We start from the raw sequence: 16,348 nt of genomic DNA on the forward strand, positions 1-16,348 counted from the left end.
GGGGCGTGGATTGAAACAGTCGAAGTAGCCGCAAGGGCAAACGTAACCTCGTCGCCCCCCGCGCGGGGGGCGTGGATTGAAACTTGGACGATTGCCGACTCTTTGCCGGTATGTGAAGTCGCCCCCCGCGCGGGGGGCGTGGATTGAAACGAGTACAGCGCCGATCTGACCTCGGCCTACCAGGGGTCGCCCCCCGCGCGGGGGGCGTGGATTGAAACCTTTACGACCAACCGGATATCAAAGACGCTTTAATGTCGCCCCCCGCGCGGGGGGCGTGGATTGAAACAGAGAATTTTGGTAACGCTCCTTCATCATTGGCGTCGCCCCCCGCGCGGGGGGCGTGGATTGAAACTTGGCCCGCTTGGCCCAATGCCCCCGAGCGTTGGGTCGCCCCCCGCGCGGGGGGCGTGGATTGAAACAACCAGGGCGAAGTGATCGACATTGGCCCGGAGGCGTCGCCCCCCGCGCGGGGGGCGTGGATTGAAACGCAGTTGCTGGCCGGTGAGCAGCTCGGAGGCGGCGGTCGCCCCCCGCGCGGGGGGCGTGGATGCCTGGTATGGCCCGGAGTTTGAGTTTGACGAGAATCTGAATCCCGTGCGGGTGGGGCAGCTCTAAATTTTTACCAGATGGTTTTGACCGGATATTTCTGAATGAGCGGGTCTATGGTGAGGATTGTTAAGTTATGTTCGATGGCCTGGCAAACCAGGATTCGATCAAAAGGGTCCTTGTGGTGGTTTGGCAGTTTGGGCAGCAGAAAGGTGGCATTCTCGCTGATCGGCAGGGGGCTGATAAAATGATTTTCCCGTTGCTCCGTAACGAATTTTTCCGGTGTTTCAGGCAGGGGGAGTTTGCCGAGTGACCACTTTATACTGATTTCCCAGGCCGAGGCGGCGCTGAGATACACATCGTTGTCGGGATCGCTGAAAAGGGTGCGGGCGGTTGGAGAGAGCTGATCGCTACCGGTGACCAGCCAGAGGAAGGTGCAGGTGTCAAGCAGCAGATTCACTCCTCGTCACCGTTAAATGCCGCGATGATCTCCGGCGGCAAAGGTTCGAAAAATTCTTTGGGAACGGTGAAGCCGGGATAATCCCGACTAGCCAGGCCGATGGGGCGCTTGCGGCGGCGTGAAGACCGGATCGGCCGCAACTCCGCCACCGGCCGGTTCCGCTTGCAGATGATCACCGTCTCGCCATTGGCCACTTTGCCGAGATAGCCTGCAAAATGACTCTTTATTTCGTTGATGTTTACGCTGCTCATGGTCACATTATAGGTCAAGAACTTGTCCTGTTCAAGGGCTATGTTGTCAAACATGCCATGTTATCAACCAGGGAACTTTAGGATGGCTATAAAAATATGAACAATTCACTTTCTCCGGCCGCCTATGAGCGCCGTTTTATCAACTGCAAAAAGCTGCGTAAGGTTTTCGTGTCCGCTTTTGACGACCGACCTCAAGAAGGCAGTATGTGCAAATTACGCACATACTTTGCCGAAATTCATGGTTTCAACTCGCTGGTTTCTGACTCTGGCAGTACCGCTTCCGGTCATGTTTAAGCAAAATTTGGGCAATAAGTATCCGCTTTAAGTGGGGCTGGATAAAAACTATCCAGCCTGCACAACTCTCAGTCCCTCACTTTCTGCGGGGGTTATGATTCTGTCTGGTTTAATTTGTGCCCTGTTTTGGGAGGTTGGGCGCGCTTTTTATCTTCCGGTTTCAGTTGGCATGACTTTTGATAGTCTTTTGCTGTGCAGTCAGTGGCAACAGGGTCCGGCGCCGATTGGGTGGCGGACGGAAAATGCAGCCAATATGTCAGGAGAAAAACAGATGAAAAGCTTAACCAGGATTTTCCCGCTGGCCTTGCTGGCGGGTCTTATTTTTGTCCCCGAAAAGGCGCTGGCCTTCGGTGGTTTTGGCGGTGGTTCCGGCTGGTGCGGTCTGGGAATGGGGGGCGGGCCCATGGGCTGGTTCGGAATGATAGTGATGGTGCTGTTCTGGGCCGTGGTAGTCTGGGCGATTATTGCCCTGATGCGCGGCGCGTGGCGTTTTACCGGGCCGGGGAGCGGAAAAGATGGTTCCGGCAGGGATGATGACCGCGCCATGGCCCTGCTCCGGGAGAGCTTTGCCCGAGGCGAGATTGACGAGGCCGAATTCAACGCTCGTAAACGGGCGTTGGATCGCTGAAAGATTCAGCGGAGGCGGCTCTGGCCGCCGATCCCGCCGAAAGGGGAGGGAACACTCCTCTTCGGCGGGATCTCTTGTGGTTAAGCCCGGCCTTTTACCCGAGATTGGCGTTGACGAACTCCCAGTTGACCAGCTTTTCCAGGAAGGTGGCCATGTAGTCGGGGCGCCGGTTCTGGTAGTCCAGGTAGTAGGCGTGTTCCCAAACATCCATGGTCAGCAGCGGCTTCATCCCTTGGGTCAGAGGGTTTTCGGCGTTGGGGGTTTTGCTGATTTTGAGCTTGCCGTCGGCCAGCACCAGCCAGGCCCAGCCGCTGCCGAACTGGGTGGCCCCGGCGTTCTTGAACTCTTCAACAAACTTGTCAAATCCCCCGAGATCGGTTTTGATCCGCTCGGCGATCTTGCCCGTGGGCGGTCCGCCCCCGCCGGGTTTCATCCCCTGCCAGTAAAAGGAGTGGTTCCAGACCTGGGCCACGTTGTTGAAGATTCCGGCCTTGCCGGCATCCCCGGCGGTTTTGCCCATGATCTCCTCCATGGACTGACCTGCCAGGTCGCTGCCGGCCAGCAGCTTGTTGCCGTTGTCCACGTAGGCTTGATGATGCTTGCCGTGGTGAAACTCCAGGGTGCGGGCGCTGATGTGCGGTTCCAGGGCGTTGAGGGCATAGGGCAGTTGGGGCAGGATCAAGCTCATGTCGTTTCCTCCTTAAAATGTTTTTTTTCCTGGGTTATCAAATGAGCATAGCAGGTGGGGGGGAGTGTTTGTCAAGTTGGTGGTGCGATTCGGCCACCGATCCGCCCGCCCTCTTCCTGGTTCGCCTTCACCCATACCCATGGCCTGACCTGGGATGATGTGCGCCAGGCTCCCGATTTCGGTCAGGTCTGGCCGGCCATTGCCCGGGAATTGAACGGAGTGGATTTTCTGGCCGCCCACAACGCCCCCTTTGACCGGGGGGTACTCCACGCCTGCTGTTCGGCCCACCGGCTATCACCTCCGGCCCAACCCTTTGTCTGCACCGTGCAACTGGCCCGGGCCCAGTGGGATATCCGCCCGACCAAGCTTTCCGATGTCTGCCGCCGCCTGGAGATCGCCCTGCGCCACCATCAGGCCGATTCCGATGCCGAGGCCTGCGCCCGCATCGTGCTCGCCGCCTTCTCCCAGGGCTGGCGTCATCGGCCCATCCCATGATACAAGATGAAAGGCGGTCATGATTTCCAAAGGGAGGGTTGTTAACCATGGTGATGCTCAAGGCGCACGCGCAACGATGGGGCTCGGTGTTGGTGCTGTTCCTCCTGCTTTCCTGCGGGAACGGGTCAGGAAACCATGCCGCCGATCCGGTGGAGGCGTTTGTTTTTACCATCGATCCCGGTCTGCTGACGACAGCAGAGCAGGTCATCGACGGCGATCGCCGGGTGATGGCGATTCAGGATGACGAGGGGACCCGTGCCACCTTTGTGGAAAACGAAATCCTGTTCTATCCGCAAAACCCCGGTGATCTTGAGCGCTTTCTGGCGGCTACCGGCGGGGTGGTACTCTCCTCGGATGAAATTCCGCCGCCACCGCCGCAATTGACCCAACATCGTTACGACCCGGAAGCGGCGGCAGCCACCTTCTACCTGATCCGCATCGATCCGGACACGACCCCGGATTATCCCACCCAGGAGGCGGTGGGACGATGGTTCGAGGGCATTGGGGTAGGGGGGGAGTTCGTTCTCTCTTCCGAGACGGCCGCCCGCTTTGCCGGCTATACCGCCAAGCAGCTGGCCGACGGATTCAATGTCTCACTCAATTACACCTTTACCGGTACCGCTCCGCTACTCAATGCCACCTCGGAAAACAACGGCTACAACCCCTTTATCAACCATCCCTTTCAGTCGCCGGGCTCCGGCTCCAATCTGGTTGGGGCCTGGCAGTACATCTCTGCCAGAGCAGACATCCAGGGGTTTCTGGGCGTGGCGATTTTGGATGGTGGCTTCTGGGTGGATGAAAACGGCGTTCAGGAATCTTTCAATCTTTCTGGGCTGAGCGATTTTCCGCTCACGGTGTGGGATGAAAATGGTCCGCATCTGATTCAGTACGATTTTACCAATGATCGGTATGTGGCCTCGGGGGTCAATCCCAGTAAATGCACGGGGGGGTCTGCTTGCGACTGGCATGGGCATATGTCCGCCGGGGTCGCGACGGCCATCCTCGACAATGGCTTTGGCGGCGCGGGTTCCGGCGGGTTGGTCAGTTATCCGCTTTTTTTCCGTCTGCAACTCACCTCGGATCAGATTGAACGGGCCGTGCGCACCGCCACGGCCTGGGGGGCTTCCGTTATCTCCATGAGTTTCAGCGGAAGCTGCGACAAGTCCTGTCAGGAGTTTCTGCGAAAAAATAACTACTTCTGGACTTTTTACGATGCTTACGACAGCGGGGTGATTCTGGTGGCGTCGGCGGGCAATGACAACATTCATGTTCACCACAACAGTGTCATGCCCTGCACGATCGGGGGGGTGATTTGTGTTGGCGCGACCGACAACCACCGGCCCGTCGCCAAGGGCTACTCCAACTATGGTGAGGGGGTGCATATCTGGGCCCCTTCAGATATTCCGACCACACCCGATCCCGACACCTGGCCTGGTATGAATGTGGGGACCGGAACCAGCGCCTCCGCCCCTTATGTGGCGGGGGTGGCTGCCATGATTAAAGCAATTGATCCCGATCTCGATTCCCTGCAGGTTCGCCAACTGCTCATTGACTCGGGATTCCGGCCGGCGGTGTCGGACCCGCCGGATAGCAAGATCGGGGTCTGTCTGAATGCCAAAGAGGCGGTGCTTCAGGCCGGGAACTACCGTTTGCCGGCCGACGCGCGTGAACCCAACAACACTCCGGCCGCCGCCACTGCCATCCCCCTGCCCAACGATGAGATGCAGCGCGTTGAAGATTTGACCATCGATTCGCGCCAAGATCTCGACTATTTTCGGATCGAACTGACCGATTATTCCGTGCTGGAGGTCACGCTGGATTTTCTTTCGAATCTGGGAGAGATCAAAGTGGAGTTGATTCCCCCAGCCGGGGTGGTCCAACCGGTCGGGGTGGCGCTTAACCGGACTGCCACCCAACTGGAATTGCGGGCTGCGGCCCTTTCTCCGGGGATCTACTCCGTCGTGGTGTCCAACCCCCTGGCTCCCACTGCCTACCATCTTGCCGTCAGAGCGGTGCCGGTCTCCTTGCAACCGGATTATCTGGAACCCAACAACAACCCTCCGGCCGCAACCCCCAACCGGTTGGGCATGCATGCCTTGACCCTCCATCATGTTCCCGGCTACCGGGATGTTGATTTTTTCCGTTACGATATCCCGGCAACCAGCCCGTTGGAGTTCAAAACCTTCCGCTTTGATGTACTGCAGCAGGAAATGGTCCTGCAGGTACACATGACCGATGACGTGGGCGCGGTGATTAATCCTGAAACCATAACGGAGCCGATCACGGGGGTTCTTTATATTGATATCCGATCACCGGCGGCTGAATTGGGCCGGTATGTCGTGCAGGCGGGTTATCAGGTCGATCCGGGGATTTTGGGCAAACCCTTCGAGAAATATGGGGATGTCTGGTGGTTAAACCCTCATGATCCCATATCCATTTTGGTCGGTAAAAATGAACTGGTCTATGTGTTTGAGAAGTTCATGGTGTCGGAAGTGGTGGGCATTGGTGATAACCTGATGTTGCAGTTGATTGACATGGAGGGAGAGGTGCTGGGTGAGGGGGTCATGGCTGGAGATCTGATCGATGTGGCGGATTCCATCCAGACGCTTTCGCTGGAACAGGCTGTCGAAGGAGAGTGGTATGCCATTGTGGTAAAACAGACCATAACGGCCCAAGGTTTGGTCTCCGGCACCCTGGAGATTCGTTAGAGGGGAAAATTAAAAAGCCAGCTGGCCGGGCCGGAAGTGATCAGTCAGCACCTCCAGGGCCACCGGGTTGCCCGGCACCGGCGGGTTGTCGCGGAAAAGGCCAACCCCCGGATAGGGTGAATAATAGACCCAGAAAGTCCAGTGCAGGCCGGCCTCTTCCATGATCGCGAGCAGGTCGTTCAGATACCTGCGGGCACTGTCCGGCCAGGGGTTGGTGTGCATGGTGAACTCGCCGATATAGAGGGGCACCTCGTGTTGCCGCTTGAACTCCAGGGCGTAAGCGATGTTGGCGGCAAGCTGCTCCCGGTTGATTTGGCCGATGGCCACTTGCCGGTGCCAGATCAGGGCCAACCCCCCGTTCCCGCCCTCGGCCGCGGCGCTTCGGTACCAGCCGCTCAGCCGATACTCCCCCGGGGCGACGGGAATGGGGCTGCTGCGGGCATAGGCCGGCTGCCGGCATTCGGCAAAGAGCAGGGAGCGCCCGCCGTTGCGGGCCCGATCCTCATCGAATCGCACGCAATCACCGGCGGTGTGCCAATTGAAGCCCGGATAGTCGATGGCGAAAGAGTTGTTGGCCACCAGCGGGGCGGGCAGCTCAATCTCGCGGCCGGCTGCTTCCAGCTTCAGATCGTCAAACCAGACCCGGCCCGGATTCTCCGAATAGATGGTGGCCAAAAGCAGATCCGCCCCCGCGGGAGCAAGGCCCCGAACCTCGATCTCTCGCCACTCCTCCGCTTCCCCGGGTTCGATCTCCTTTTTGGCGCTGGCGATCAGCTCGCCGGCCTTGAACATTTCGCCGGGATAGGTGGTCACCGGTCGTGAGCTGGTGGTTGAGTAAAAGGCGAATTGGGGCGGATGGAAAAAGTGAATGCTGTAAAGGACGTTGGGATCATCCAGCAGAATCAGCCGTTTCTCCCAGTCGGGCAGGATCGCCTCCTCCACAATCAGGATATGATTTTGGTCAACCTCCCTGATCCGGGCGGCCACGGTGGTTATCACCTCCCGGTAGCGCTCGATGGTGCCGGGGGTGCCTTCGTTGAGCAGGTCATAGCCGGCAATGATCCGGTGTTCGCTGTAGCGGCGGGCCAGTTCGACCCAGAGGGCGTAAAACCTTTCCTGGCTCTCCGGCTGGACCCAGAACCGGGCCTGGTTCTGGCGATGGACCACGAAATCGTGGGGGTTCTGCTTGCCCGGCGCCAGATGCATGTCCAGGATCACATAGACCCCTCGCTCCCGGCACCAGTCGAGGAGCTGATCCAGCAGGGCAAAGCTCTCCTGGCGGTAATGGAAGGGTTCGGGTTCAAAATCGCGGTAATCCAGGGCCAGGCGGATCACATTGGCCCCCAGTTCGGCGATGCGGGCAATGTCCTGGGGGCCCAAGGTATGGAAAAAACTGCGAAACTCAACGTTCAGCCCCCGCAGCATCACCTCCTTGCCGGCGGCATCAACCACCTTGCCGCCCGCCACCCGAAGAAAGCCCTCCCCGGGCAGGCCGCTTTGCTCCGGCCCGCTCTCACTCCGGCGCTGGTAGACCCAGGCCGGTTCCCCATCTTCCAGGACGAGTTTGATCCGTTGGTAGCGCACTCCCAAGCGCTCAAAGCGATCTAATCGGGCCAGTTCGGCGGCTTCGACCACGAACACCTTGCCTGGAGTGTTGGCTCCAGGCTCCGGAACCACGTTCAATCGTTCCTGGCGGTAGTCGGGCAGGATCGCCGGCTGGGCGGGAACCTGGCGACCGATAACCAACCGGCGTATCGCTGGATGGCCCAGGGTGCCATGGGCGAAGACCCGGTGCGCCACTTGTTCATCGATGGGGGGCAGGTCGGGGGGCGGGGTATAGCCCCAGGGGCTGAACAGGTTGAACCACAACCAGCCCAGCAGCAGGGTGGTGCCGCCTCCCAGGGAGAGCAGGGTCCAGCCGATTATTCTCGTCGGAGTTGGCGGCATTCCCTGACCCTTCGAGCCATCAGGCACCGATCAGCTCGGCGACGGCGGCGGACCAGAGCTGGTAACCTTTGTCGCTGAGGTGGACTCCATCCGCCGTCAGGCAGTCGCCTTGGCCGGCTTGGGTGAAGATGGCGTTGATGTCAATGAAGGCGGCGCCGGTGGCGGCGGCCAGGTCCCGGAGCTTGGCATTGGCCCGGTCCACCAGTGCGGGGTTGAACCAGGGGAGGATGATCGGCGGCAGGCTGTGGATCACGAGGCGAGCGGCGGGGAGGGCGCCTTGCAGCCGTTGGATGATCTCCCGGTAGGGTTCGCTGAAGCCGGTATCTTCCATGGCGACGTTGTTGGTCCCGCTCATGATCAGGATGAAGTCGGGTTGGGAGGCGGTGGCGATCACCTGTTTTAGCCGGTGGCCCAGCTCCTCCACCGTTTCGCCGGACCGGCCCAGATTGTAAACCCGGTGGGGGGGGAACCGAGCCGCCCAGTCGAAATATTCGATCAGCGAATCACCGAGGAAAACGAGTTCGGCCATGGGGGGCTGCTCCCTGGTTGGCGTTAAGGATGCCGGGAAAGGTTATGGTTGGATTTGCCTCCAGCGGCTTTCGCCGTGTATAGTGTCGGGCACCGGCCACTACTCGGCGATGGCGTCGGAGAGCAAACCGACGGCCAGGGCAAAGTAGTTGGAGCGGTTCCACTTGAGGATGGTGCGGAAATTCTCATAGACCATGAAAGCCAGCTCCGGGCTGTTTTCCGGATCGGGGATGATGATCGAGGCGCTCAACTGGCGGGTGGGCAGGGCGGAGCCGTCGGGCTGGCGTACTCCCAGGGCTTGCCACTGGCCGATCAATTTGCGGGTTTCCGGTCCGGTCAGATCCCGGTTGAAACCGGCGGGCAAACGCACCGCTCGGCCCCAGGTCTGGTCGTTAAGCCAGCCCGACCGGGCCAGGTAGTTGGCGGCCGAGGCGAAAACGTCGGCCTGGGTGTGCCAGATGTCGCGGCGGCCATCGCCATCGTAATCCACCGCGAAGTTGAGGAAGCTCGAGGGCATGAACTGGCTCTGGCCCATGGCCCCGGCCCAGGAGCCCATCATTCTGTCGGGAGCGATATGGCCTTCATCGATGATCTGCAGGGCGTTGAGCAGCTCCCGGCGGAAATAGGCGCTGCGGCGGCCGTCGTGGGCCAGGGTGGCCAGGGAGGCGACCACCGGGAAGCCGCCGGTGATCCGGCCGAAATCGGTTTCGATTCCCCAAAGGGCCACGATGAAGCGGGGCTGCACCCCGAATTTCTTGCCGATCTCGGTCAGCAGTTCATGGTGTTCCGCCAGGCGCTGGCGGCCCATCTCGATCCTGGTCCGGGGCACCACCCGGTCACGATACTGCTGGAAGGTGAGGGTGAACTCCGGTTGCTGCTGGTCCAGTTCGATCACCCGGGGAATGGGGGCCACCCCGGTCAGGGCCGCGTCCAGGGTTGCCGCCCCGATACCCCGCTCCAGGGCTTCGGTCCGCAGTTCCCGCAGCCACTCCTCGAAGGGGATCTGACTGGCGGTGACCGCTTGGCCGCCCCAGGCAAAGATCATAAAAAAAAGGGCCAAAATCGCCGCGAGTCTGCCTGATTTCATCTTATCCTCATTGTTGGTTGACTGGGTGGATCCGGTTGCCGCAAAGGTCATAAAGTTCTCGGAGTTAGACCGCGTGGAACGCCATTATGTTCCATCTCGCGGTCGGGAGCAAGGAGATTGCAACAATGGTTATGAAGAATCCTGACAACAATATTTTGGCCGATTCCGGGCCGGAGCGGCTCCTGCTCTGCTCGGACCTGGATCGGACCATTCTCCCCAACGGGCCCTGGCCCGAGTCTCCCCGGGCCCGGCCCCTGTTGCGGCGGCTGGCCCGAGAGCCCCGGTTCAAGCTGGCTTATGTCAGTGGCCGCGATCTGGTTCTGCTCCGGGCCGCCATCGCCGAGTATGAAATTCCCCTGCCCGATTACGCCATCGGTGATGTAGGGACCACCATCTATCGGGTGAGCGAAGGCGACTGGCAGGTGCTGCCCGCCTGGCAGGAGGAGATCGCCGGCGACTGGCGGGGGAAAACCAGCGCCGACCTGGCGCCGCTGCTGGCCGGCCTGGAGGGGTTACGGCTGCAGGAGCCGGAAAAACAGAACATCTGTAAATTGAGCTTCTATACGCCGGCCCGTTTTCCGGCGGGAGCCGCGGGGCGGGAGCAGTTGCTGGCCCGGGTGCGGGAGCGTCTGGCCCCGGCGGAGATCCGTGCCTGCCTGATCTGGAGCATCGACGAGGAAAAGGATTGCGGTCTCCTGGACCTGTTGCCGGAGCGGGCCGGTAAACTGCCGGCCATCCGTTTTCTGATGCGCCATCTGGGTTTTACGCCGGCCGATACCGTTTTTGCCGGCGATTCGGGCAACGATCTGGATGTGCTGGGCAGCGAGCTCAACGCCGTCCTGGTGGCCAACGCCCCGGAGGAGGTGCGTCAGCAGGCCCGGGAGCTGGTTCGCGCCGCCGGCCGGGAAGAGACGCTCTATTGCGCCACCGGCAACCTCCCCGGCCTCAACGGCAACTACAGCGCCGGGGTGATCGAGGGGCTGGTTCACTACCAGCCCCGGATCATCACCTGGCTCGATTCCGCTTAACAGTCCGTTGAAAAAGCCATCCCTGGCTTTTTCAACTAACGGTTGGCCAAAGATGGCTTTGGCCAACCTCACGAATTCATTGCCACTTTCAGTGCCAACGAATTCGGCGGCCCGTCCATGGGCCGCTAACAGCCCGTTTTTCAACGGGCTGTTAAAGTGAACGGCAGGCCCGGCCGAAGGCCCCCGGGATGGTGCCCGAGGCCCAGAATACCGTGCCCTGCTTGAAGTCGATGAACCAGAAGCCGCCGGGCTTGCGTTCATCGGCCAGAAAGATGAAGGGCTGCTCCTTGGAAAAGCAGGGGGAGATCATCAGCCCCTTGTCGTTGCAAACCGGACCCAGCAGGGCCAGGCCCTCCTCCATGGTGGGAAGCCGCCAGTCGTTGAAGCCGGCGAATTTCTGCTCATTAAGTCCCTTGATGTAGGTGGCCACATTGCGGTGATTGGTGATGTCGCAGCCGCCCCGCTGCCACATTACTCCGCTTTTGAGTTCGCTGACCGTCAGGCTGTCGCCGTTGTCCACCAGGTAAGCTTGAAAGGTGCCGGCCGGGTGGCGCTGGCTGTCGTAAAAGTCAAACTTTTTGATGATCCCCTCCACCTCATCCTCGGCGATGAAGGCCGGCTGGTGGCGGAGGGCCACCTGCTCGAGGGCGGGGTGGCCGGCGTCCCGGCGGGGCAGATCGGTGGCCAGCGACTCCTCCGCCTCGTCATCGGCGTAGGGCACCACCAGGGAGTCCGCTCCCCCCTCCAGCACGTTGGCAATCAGCCAGTTTTTCAGGGATTCGTCGATGGCGTAGCTCTTGTCCAGCAAGCCTTTGCCCTGGGCGGCCACGCAGGCGTCGATCATTGTTTGGGGCGCCATGATCCGGGCCAGGACCTGGGCATGCTTGATCCCCCGTTCCATGAAGAGCAGCTGGGGGGGAGCCACCCAGCCGTCGATATAAAAGTAGTAGTAGCGCTCCTTTTTATTGCGCACCCTGATCTTCCCCCCCCAGCTTTCAAAGATGCCGAAAGTGTCGGCCGGGGTCATCTCCCAATCGATGGCCATCACGGCCGGGGCATTCGGCCCCAGTTTTTCGCGCAGTCCCATATTGCCTCCTTGGTTTGAGTCAAGCATAATCTGACTTTCTATCCTGATCTTTAAGGGTATTATAGGGAGGCTGGGAAGAGAGGGCAAGGTATTTAGTATTAATTATCAAAAAGTTTACGGAGGTTCCATGAGCAAGGGTCGCATCTCTGTCCGTACCGCCGCCGGATCTCCCCTGCCCATGGGGGTCAGCCGGACTCCCAGCGGTCATAATTTCGCCATCGCCGCTCGTCATGCCACCGCGGTTTCCCTGGTCCTCTTCCGTTCCGGCCAGGATGAGCCGGTGGCCGAGGTGGAGTTTGATCCCCGGCTCAATCGCACCGGCGATGTCTGGCATCTGCTGGTGCGCGATTTCGATCCCGCCCTGCGCTACGGCTTTCGCCTGCGGGGGCCCTGCGACCTCCAGGGCTCCGGCCACTGTTACCGGCCGCAACTGATCATGTTGGATCCTTACGCCAAGGCCCTGACCGGCGGTTCCGACTGGGGGGTGGCCTACCGCCGATCCGGTAGGCCCGATCCTTTGGCCAGCTTTCAGCGGCGTTGCGTCCATGTGGAAAGTGATTTCGACTGGGAAGGGGACCGGCCCCTCAATATCCCCCTTAAAGACACGATTATCTACGAACTGCACCCCCGGGGCTACACCGCTCATTCCTCCTCCGGGGTCAAGCATCCCGGCACCTACCGGGGCTTGATCGCCAAAATTCCTTATTTGAAGAAACTGGGGGTCACCGCCGTTGAATTGCTGCCGGTGGCCGAATTCAACGAGTTGGAGAATACCCGGGTCAATCCGGCAACCGGAGAGCCCCTGAAAAACTTCTGGGGCTACTCGCCGCTGGCTTTTTTCGCACCCAAGGCGGCTTACGCGGTCAACGGCCGCGACGGCAATCAGGTGCGGGAATTCAAGGAACTGGTCAAGGCCCTGCATACCGCCGGGATCGAGGTGATTCTGGATGTGGTCTTCAACCACACCGCCGAGGGGGGCGCCGATGGGCCCACCATCAGCCTGCGGGGGATCGACAACGCCATCTACTACCTGCTGGACCCGGTCACCCGCCAATATCTCAACTTCTCCGGCTGCGGCAACACCGTCAACTGCAACCACCCCTGGGTGCGGGATCTGATCATGGATTGCCTGCGCTACTGGGTGACCGAGATGCATGTGGATGGCTTCCGCTTCGACCTGGCCTCGATCCTGGGCCGGGGCCCCCGGGGGGAGGTGCTGGCCGATCCGCCCATGGTAGAAAAGATCGCCGAGGACCCGGTGCTGGCCCACACCAAGATCATCGCCGAGGCCTGGGACGCGGCCGGGCTTTATCAGGTGGGCAGCTTTTCCCCGCATCCCCGCTGGGCCGAATGGAACGGCCGTTTCCGGGATGATCTGCGCCGTTTTCTCTGCGGCCATCCCGATTGCGTGGGGCCCCTGGCCACCCGGATCGCCGGCAGTTCCGATCTCTACGGCCATAATGGCCGGATGCCCTTCAACTCCATCAACTTCATCACCAGCCACGATGGTTTCACCCTTTATGATCTGGTCAGTTACTCCCGCAAGCACAACGAGGCCAACGGCGAGGAGAACCGCGACGGCGACAATCACAACATCTCCTGGAACAGCGGGGTGGAAGGGGAGACCGATGACCCGGAGATTATCGCCCTGCGTCGGCGCCGGATCCGCACGGCGGCGGTGATCCTGCTGCTCTCCCAGGGGGTGCCGATGATCTGCGCCGGCGATGAGTTCGGCCGCAGCCAGCAGGGCAACAACAACGCCTACTGCCAGGACAATGAAATTTCCTGGGTTGACTGGGGGCTGGAGAAGCGTAACGCCGACCTAATCCGTTTTTTTCGGCTGCTGATCGCCCTGCGCAAGGATTACCCCATCTTTCGCCGGGCCGGTTTCTTCAACCCCGATGCCGGGGATGGCCGCCCGGAGATCTCCTGGCAGTCGTTGGTGCCGGGGCGCCAGGACTGGTCGCCGGAGGCTCGCTGCCTGGCTTTTCGGCTCCATGGCGGGGAGGGCCCCGATTTCCTGGTGCTGCTCAATGCCGCCTCTTCCCCTCGCCGTTTCCTGCTGCCGGATCCCTTGCCGGGCCGTCGCTGGCGGCTGTTGCTCAACACCGCCGCCGCCGCGCCCGCCGATATCGTGCCGGTGGCCAAGGCCAAGGTCGTCTCCGGCTCCCGGCTGGAGGTGGCCGATTACGGCGCGGTGGTCCTGATCTGCCGCCAGGGCTGATCGTTCAATCCTGGCTGCGGATCATCTCCTCGAGTTTCCGGAGGTTGACCGCGCTCTGGCGGCAGTTGCTGTTCTCCAGCAGGCAGACCTGGGGGATCACCGTGACCCCTTCCCGTCCCAGGGTGCCGCTGTAGGCGATGGTTTCCGGTTTCAGATATTTCTCCCGCAAATCGCGGGTGCAGAGGCAGCCGACAACCCCCTGGGGTTGATATCTTTCGATCTGACCAACCAGGAAGTTGCGGCTGCGCAGCACCCCTTCTTCCCGGTGCAGTCTGCCGCTGACCACGATGAAGGCCCGTTGATAGCCCAGCTCCAGGGCCAGGGCCTGGAGTCGGCGCAAGGGGCAGGGGAGCAGGCAGTGGGAGGGGCAGGTCAGCCCCTCCCGCGGGTCGATTTCGGTGGGACAGCCTTGGGCCCGCAGGCAGTAGGGCAGGAAAAGCAGGCGGCGGGAGTAGGGGACTTTACGGAATCGGCGGGCGTAAAAACGGTTGCCGGCCGCCACCGTGCGCCGGACGTAGGCATCCTTGTCCATCCCGGGCAGCAGCCGGGAGAGGGGCCGGTAGAGCAAAACCAGCAGGGGCAGGGAGAGCCAGGATGGGATCAGATTGGGCATGGTTGTAAGTGTGGGTACTCGCCGCTGACGGGAATAATTGGGAGTCAATTCTCACTATACTACCCTAATTTTGCCTGAATCGTAGGTTTTTCGGTCTTGCGGGGATGTTTTTTACAGCACTGTAATACAAATTTGTTATAATGTCGACCTGGCCCAGTAACCAATTCTTCTACCAGGACGATTTCTCCCATGAACCAAGCTCCCCCCGCCGTTACGGCCGAGACCCTGCCCAAGGCGTATGCCGATCTGGCCTGTCTTTACGAAATCACCAGGGAGCTGGCCTCTTCGGCCGACCTGCACAGCTGCCTGGAGAAGGTGCTGGCGATCCTGGCCCGGGATAAAAATTTAGGCAACGGAGCGGTTACCATCATCAATCCCATCACCGGCCAGATCGAGACCGAGGTGGCCCACGGGATCACGGTGGAGGCCCGTCGCCGGGGGACTTACCGGATCGGCGAGGGGATCACCGGCCGGGTGGTGGCGTCTGGGGCGCCCATCGTGGTGCCCCAGATCAACAAGGAGCCCCTTTTCCTCAACCGGACCAGCGCCCGGGGCAAGGAGAGCGCCGATCTCTCCTTCATCTGCGTGCCGATCCGCCGGGGGCCGGACACCATCGGGGCGCTCAGTGTCGATCGTGAATACCGGGAGGGGATGGATTTCGATCAGGATCTGCGCTTCCTCACCATCATCAGCGGGCTGATCGCCCAGACCGTCAAGCGGATTCAGCTGGTCAACCAGGAGCAGTTGCGGCTGGAGCAGGAGAACAGCAAGCTGCGGCGGGAGTTGTCGGGTAAATACCGGGTGAGCAGCATCATCAGCAAATCTAGTCGGATGCTGGAGGTGCTGGAGATGATCCACCGGGTGGCGGCCAGCAATGCCACTGTGCTGCTGCGGGGTGAGTCCGGCACCGGCAAGACCATGGTGGCCAAGGCGGTGCATCACAATAGTAAGCGGGCCGCCGGCCCATTTATCACCGTCAACTGCTCGGCCCTGCCGGAGAGCTTGTTGGAGAGTGAATTGTTCGGCCACGAGCGGGGGGCCTTCACCGGGGCCCATGAGACCCGGAAGGGGCGTTTCGAGCTGGCCGAAGGGGGCACCCTTTTTCTGGACGAGATCGGCGAGCTGAGTACCGCCGTCCAGATCAAGCTGCTCAGCGTGGTGCAGGACCGGGAGTTCCAGCGGGTGGGCGGCACCCGACCCATGAAGTGCGATGTCCGCCTGATCACTGCCACCAACAAGGATCTGGAGAAGGCGGTGGCCGAGGGGAGCTTCCGGGAGGACCTTTACTACCGGCTCAACGTTTTTCCCATCTACCTGCCGCCATTGCGGGAGCGGCGCACCGATATCCTGCTGCTGGCCGAGTTTTTTCTGGAGAAATTCGCCGAGGAAAACGGCAAGGATATTCGCCGGATCTCCACCCCGGCCATCGATCTCCTGACCCAGTATCACTGGCCGGGCAACGTCCGCGAGCTGCAGAACTGCATGGAACGGGCGGTTTTGATCTGCGATGAGGAGACCGTCAAGAGTTATCATTTGCCTCCCACCCTCCAGAGCTCCGACTCCCAGCGCCGGATCAGCCCCAGCTCGTTTACCGCGGCGGTGGAGGGTTTTGAACGGGAACTGATTGTCGATGCCCTCAAGAAGACGGGGGGCAACCAGACCAAGGCGGCCTCCCTGTTGGAAACCAGTCTGCGGATCATCAACTACAAGATCAAAAAATATCAGATCGACCCCCGGCTCTACCGGGTGGAGGGGGCGTAGGTC

The 16,348-nt window shown here is 60.8% G+C and carries 13 protein-coding genes, 1 pseudogene and 1 CRISPR repeat array; of the genes and pseudogenes, 6 read left to right on the top strand and 8 right to left on the bottom strand.

The window, feature by feature from the left end:
- The first annotated feature begins 50 nt into the window (after window positions 1–50).
- Window positions 51–555: direct repeats of the CRISPR family, unit length 33 nt; unit sequence GTCGCCCCCCGCGCGGGGGGCGTGGATTGAAAC.
- A gap of 64 nt (window positions 556–619) precedes the next feature.
- The gene (locus ACHHRT_RS07165) at window positions 620–1,006 is read right to left on the bottom strand and encodes a type II toxin-antitoxin system VapC family toxin (protein WP_395499068.1); all 387 of its coding nucleotides are present in this window, start codon (window positions 1,004–1,006) and stop codon (window positions 620–622) included.
- Window positions 1,003–1,257 (bottom strand): type II toxin-antitoxin system Phd/YefM family antitoxin, encoded by a 255-nt coding sequence (locus ACHHRT_RS07170; RefSeq protein ID WP_395499069.1) that lies wholly within the window; start codon window positions 1,255–1,257, stop codon window positions 1,003–1,005. Before ACHHRT_RS07170 ends, ACHHRT_RS07165 begins: the two co-directional genes overlap by 4 nt.
- Window positions 1,258–1,720: 463 nt before the next feature.
- Here ACHHRT_RS07170 and ACHHRT_RS07175 point away from each other — a divergent pair, with 463 nt between their 5' ends.
- Entirely contained in the window at window positions 1,721–2,179 is a 459-nt protein-coding gene (locus ACHHRT_RS07175) for an SHOCT domain-containing protein (RefSeq protein ID WP_395499070.1), read from the top strand.
- A gap of 94 nt (window positions 2,180–2,273) precedes the next feature.
- Here ACHHRT_RS07175 and ACHHRT_RS07180 read toward each other — a convergent pair whose 3' ends face one another.
- A complete protein-coding gene (locus tag ACHHRT_RS07180) occupies window positions 2,274–2,867 on the bottom strand; it encodes a superoxide dismutase (protein ID WP_395499071.1) in 594 nt (197 codons plus the stop codon).
- Between the two features lie 54 nt (window positions 2,868–2,921).
- On the opposite strand from ACHHRT_RS07180, the gene ACHHRT_RS07185 reads away from it, so the two are divergent.
- Both ACHHRT_RS07185 and ACHHRT_RS07190 read left to right on the top strand, forming a co-directional pair.
- Window positions 2,922–3,362 (top strand): exonuclease domain-containing protein, encoded by a 441-nt coding sequence (locus ACHHRT_RS07185; RefSeq protein ID WP_395499072.1) that lies wholly within the window; start codon window positions 2,922–2,924, stop codon window positions 3,360–3,362.
- A gap of 47 nt (window positions 3,363–3,409) precedes the next feature.
- Window positions 3,410–6,070, top strand: coding sequence for a S8/S53 family peptidase (locus tag ACHHRT_RS07190; RefSeq protein ID WP_395499073.1), 2,661 nt, complete (start codon window positions 3,410–3,412; stop codon window positions 6,068–6,070).
- A gap of 9 nt (window positions 6,071–6,079) precedes the next feature.
- Here the strand turns inward: ACHHRT_RS07190 and ACHHRT_RS07195 are convergent, their stop codons facing one another.
- The 3 genes and pseudogenes from ACHHRT_RS07195 to ACHHRT_RS07205 all read right to left on the bottom strand — a co-directional run bounded on the left by ACHHRT_RS07195 (window position 6,080) and on the right by ACHHRT_RS07205 (window position 9,632).
- Entirely contained in the window at window positions 6,080–8,017 is a 1,938-nt protein-coding gene (locus ACHHRT_RS07195) for a cellulase family glycosylhydrolase (RefSeq protein WP_395499074.1), read from the bottom strand.
- A 19-nt stretch (window positions 8,018–8,036) separates the two neighbouring features.
- Window positions 8,037–8,564, bottom strand: a pseudogene (locus tag ACHHRT_RS07200) (GDSL-type esterase/lipase family protein); the annotation flags it as partial.
- An 81-nt stretch (window positions 8,565–8,645) separates the two neighbouring features.
- Window positions 8,646–9,632, bottom strand: coding sequence for a lytic murein transglycosylase (locus tag ACHHRT_RS07205; RefSeq protein ID WP_395499075.1), 987 nt, complete (start codon window positions 9,630–9,632; stop codon window positions 8,646–8,648).
- A gap of 131 nt (window positions 9,633–9,763) precedes the next feature.
- On the opposite strand from ACHHRT_RS07205, the gene ACHHRT_RS07210 reads away from it, so the two are divergent.
- Entirely contained in the window at window positions 9,764–10,660 is an 897-nt protein-coding gene (locus ACHHRT_RS07210; RefSeq protein ID WP_395499076.1) for an HAD-IIB family hydrolase, read from the top strand.
- Window positions 10,661–10,811: 151 nt separating this feature from the next.
- Here ACHHRT_RS07210 and ACHHRT_RS07215 read toward each other — a convergent pair whose 3' ends face one another.
- Window positions 10,812–11,747, bottom strand: coding sequence for an Lcl C-terminal domain-containing protein (locus tag ACHHRT_RS07215; RefSeq protein WP_395499077.1), 936 nt, complete (start codon window positions 11,745–11,747; stop codon window positions 10,812–10,814).
- Window positions 11,748–11,874: 127 nt separating this feature from the next.
- Between ACHHRT_RS07215 and glgX the strand changes: the two genes are divergently transcribed.
- Window positions 11,875–13,971 (top strand): glycogen debranching protein GlgX, encoded by a 2,097-nt coding sequence (glgX, locus tag ACHHRT_RS07220; RefSeq protein WP_395499078.1) that lies wholly within the window; start codon window positions 11,875–11,877, stop codon window positions 13,969–13,971.
- A gap of 4 nt (window positions 13,972–13,975) precedes the next feature.
- Here the strand turns inward: glgX and ACHHRT_RS07225 are convergent, their stop codons facing one another.
- Window positions 13,976–14,584, bottom strand: coding sequence for a DUF116 domain-containing protein (locus tag ACHHRT_RS07225; RefSeq protein ID WP_395499079.1), 609 nt, complete (start codon window positions 14,582–14,584; stop codon window positions 13,976–13,978).
- 189 nt (window positions 14,585–14,773) lie between these two features.
- Between ACHHRT_RS07225 and ACHHRT_RS07230 the strand changes: the two genes are divergently transcribed.
- On the top strand, window positions 14,774–16,345 hold the full coding sequence (locus tag ACHHRT_RS07230; RefSeq protein WP_395499080.1) for a sigma 54-interacting transcriptional regulator: 1,572 nt from the start codon (window positions 14,774–14,776) through the stop codon (window positions 16,343–16,345).
- The last annotated feature ends 3 nt before the right edge of the window (window positions 16,346–16,348 follow it).

Origin of the sequence: Desulfurivibrio modestus (assembly GCF_044068625.1) — a bacterium.
Lineage (GTDB): Bacteria > Desulfobacterota > Desulfobulbia > Desulfobulbales > Desulfurivibrionaceae > Desulfurivibrio.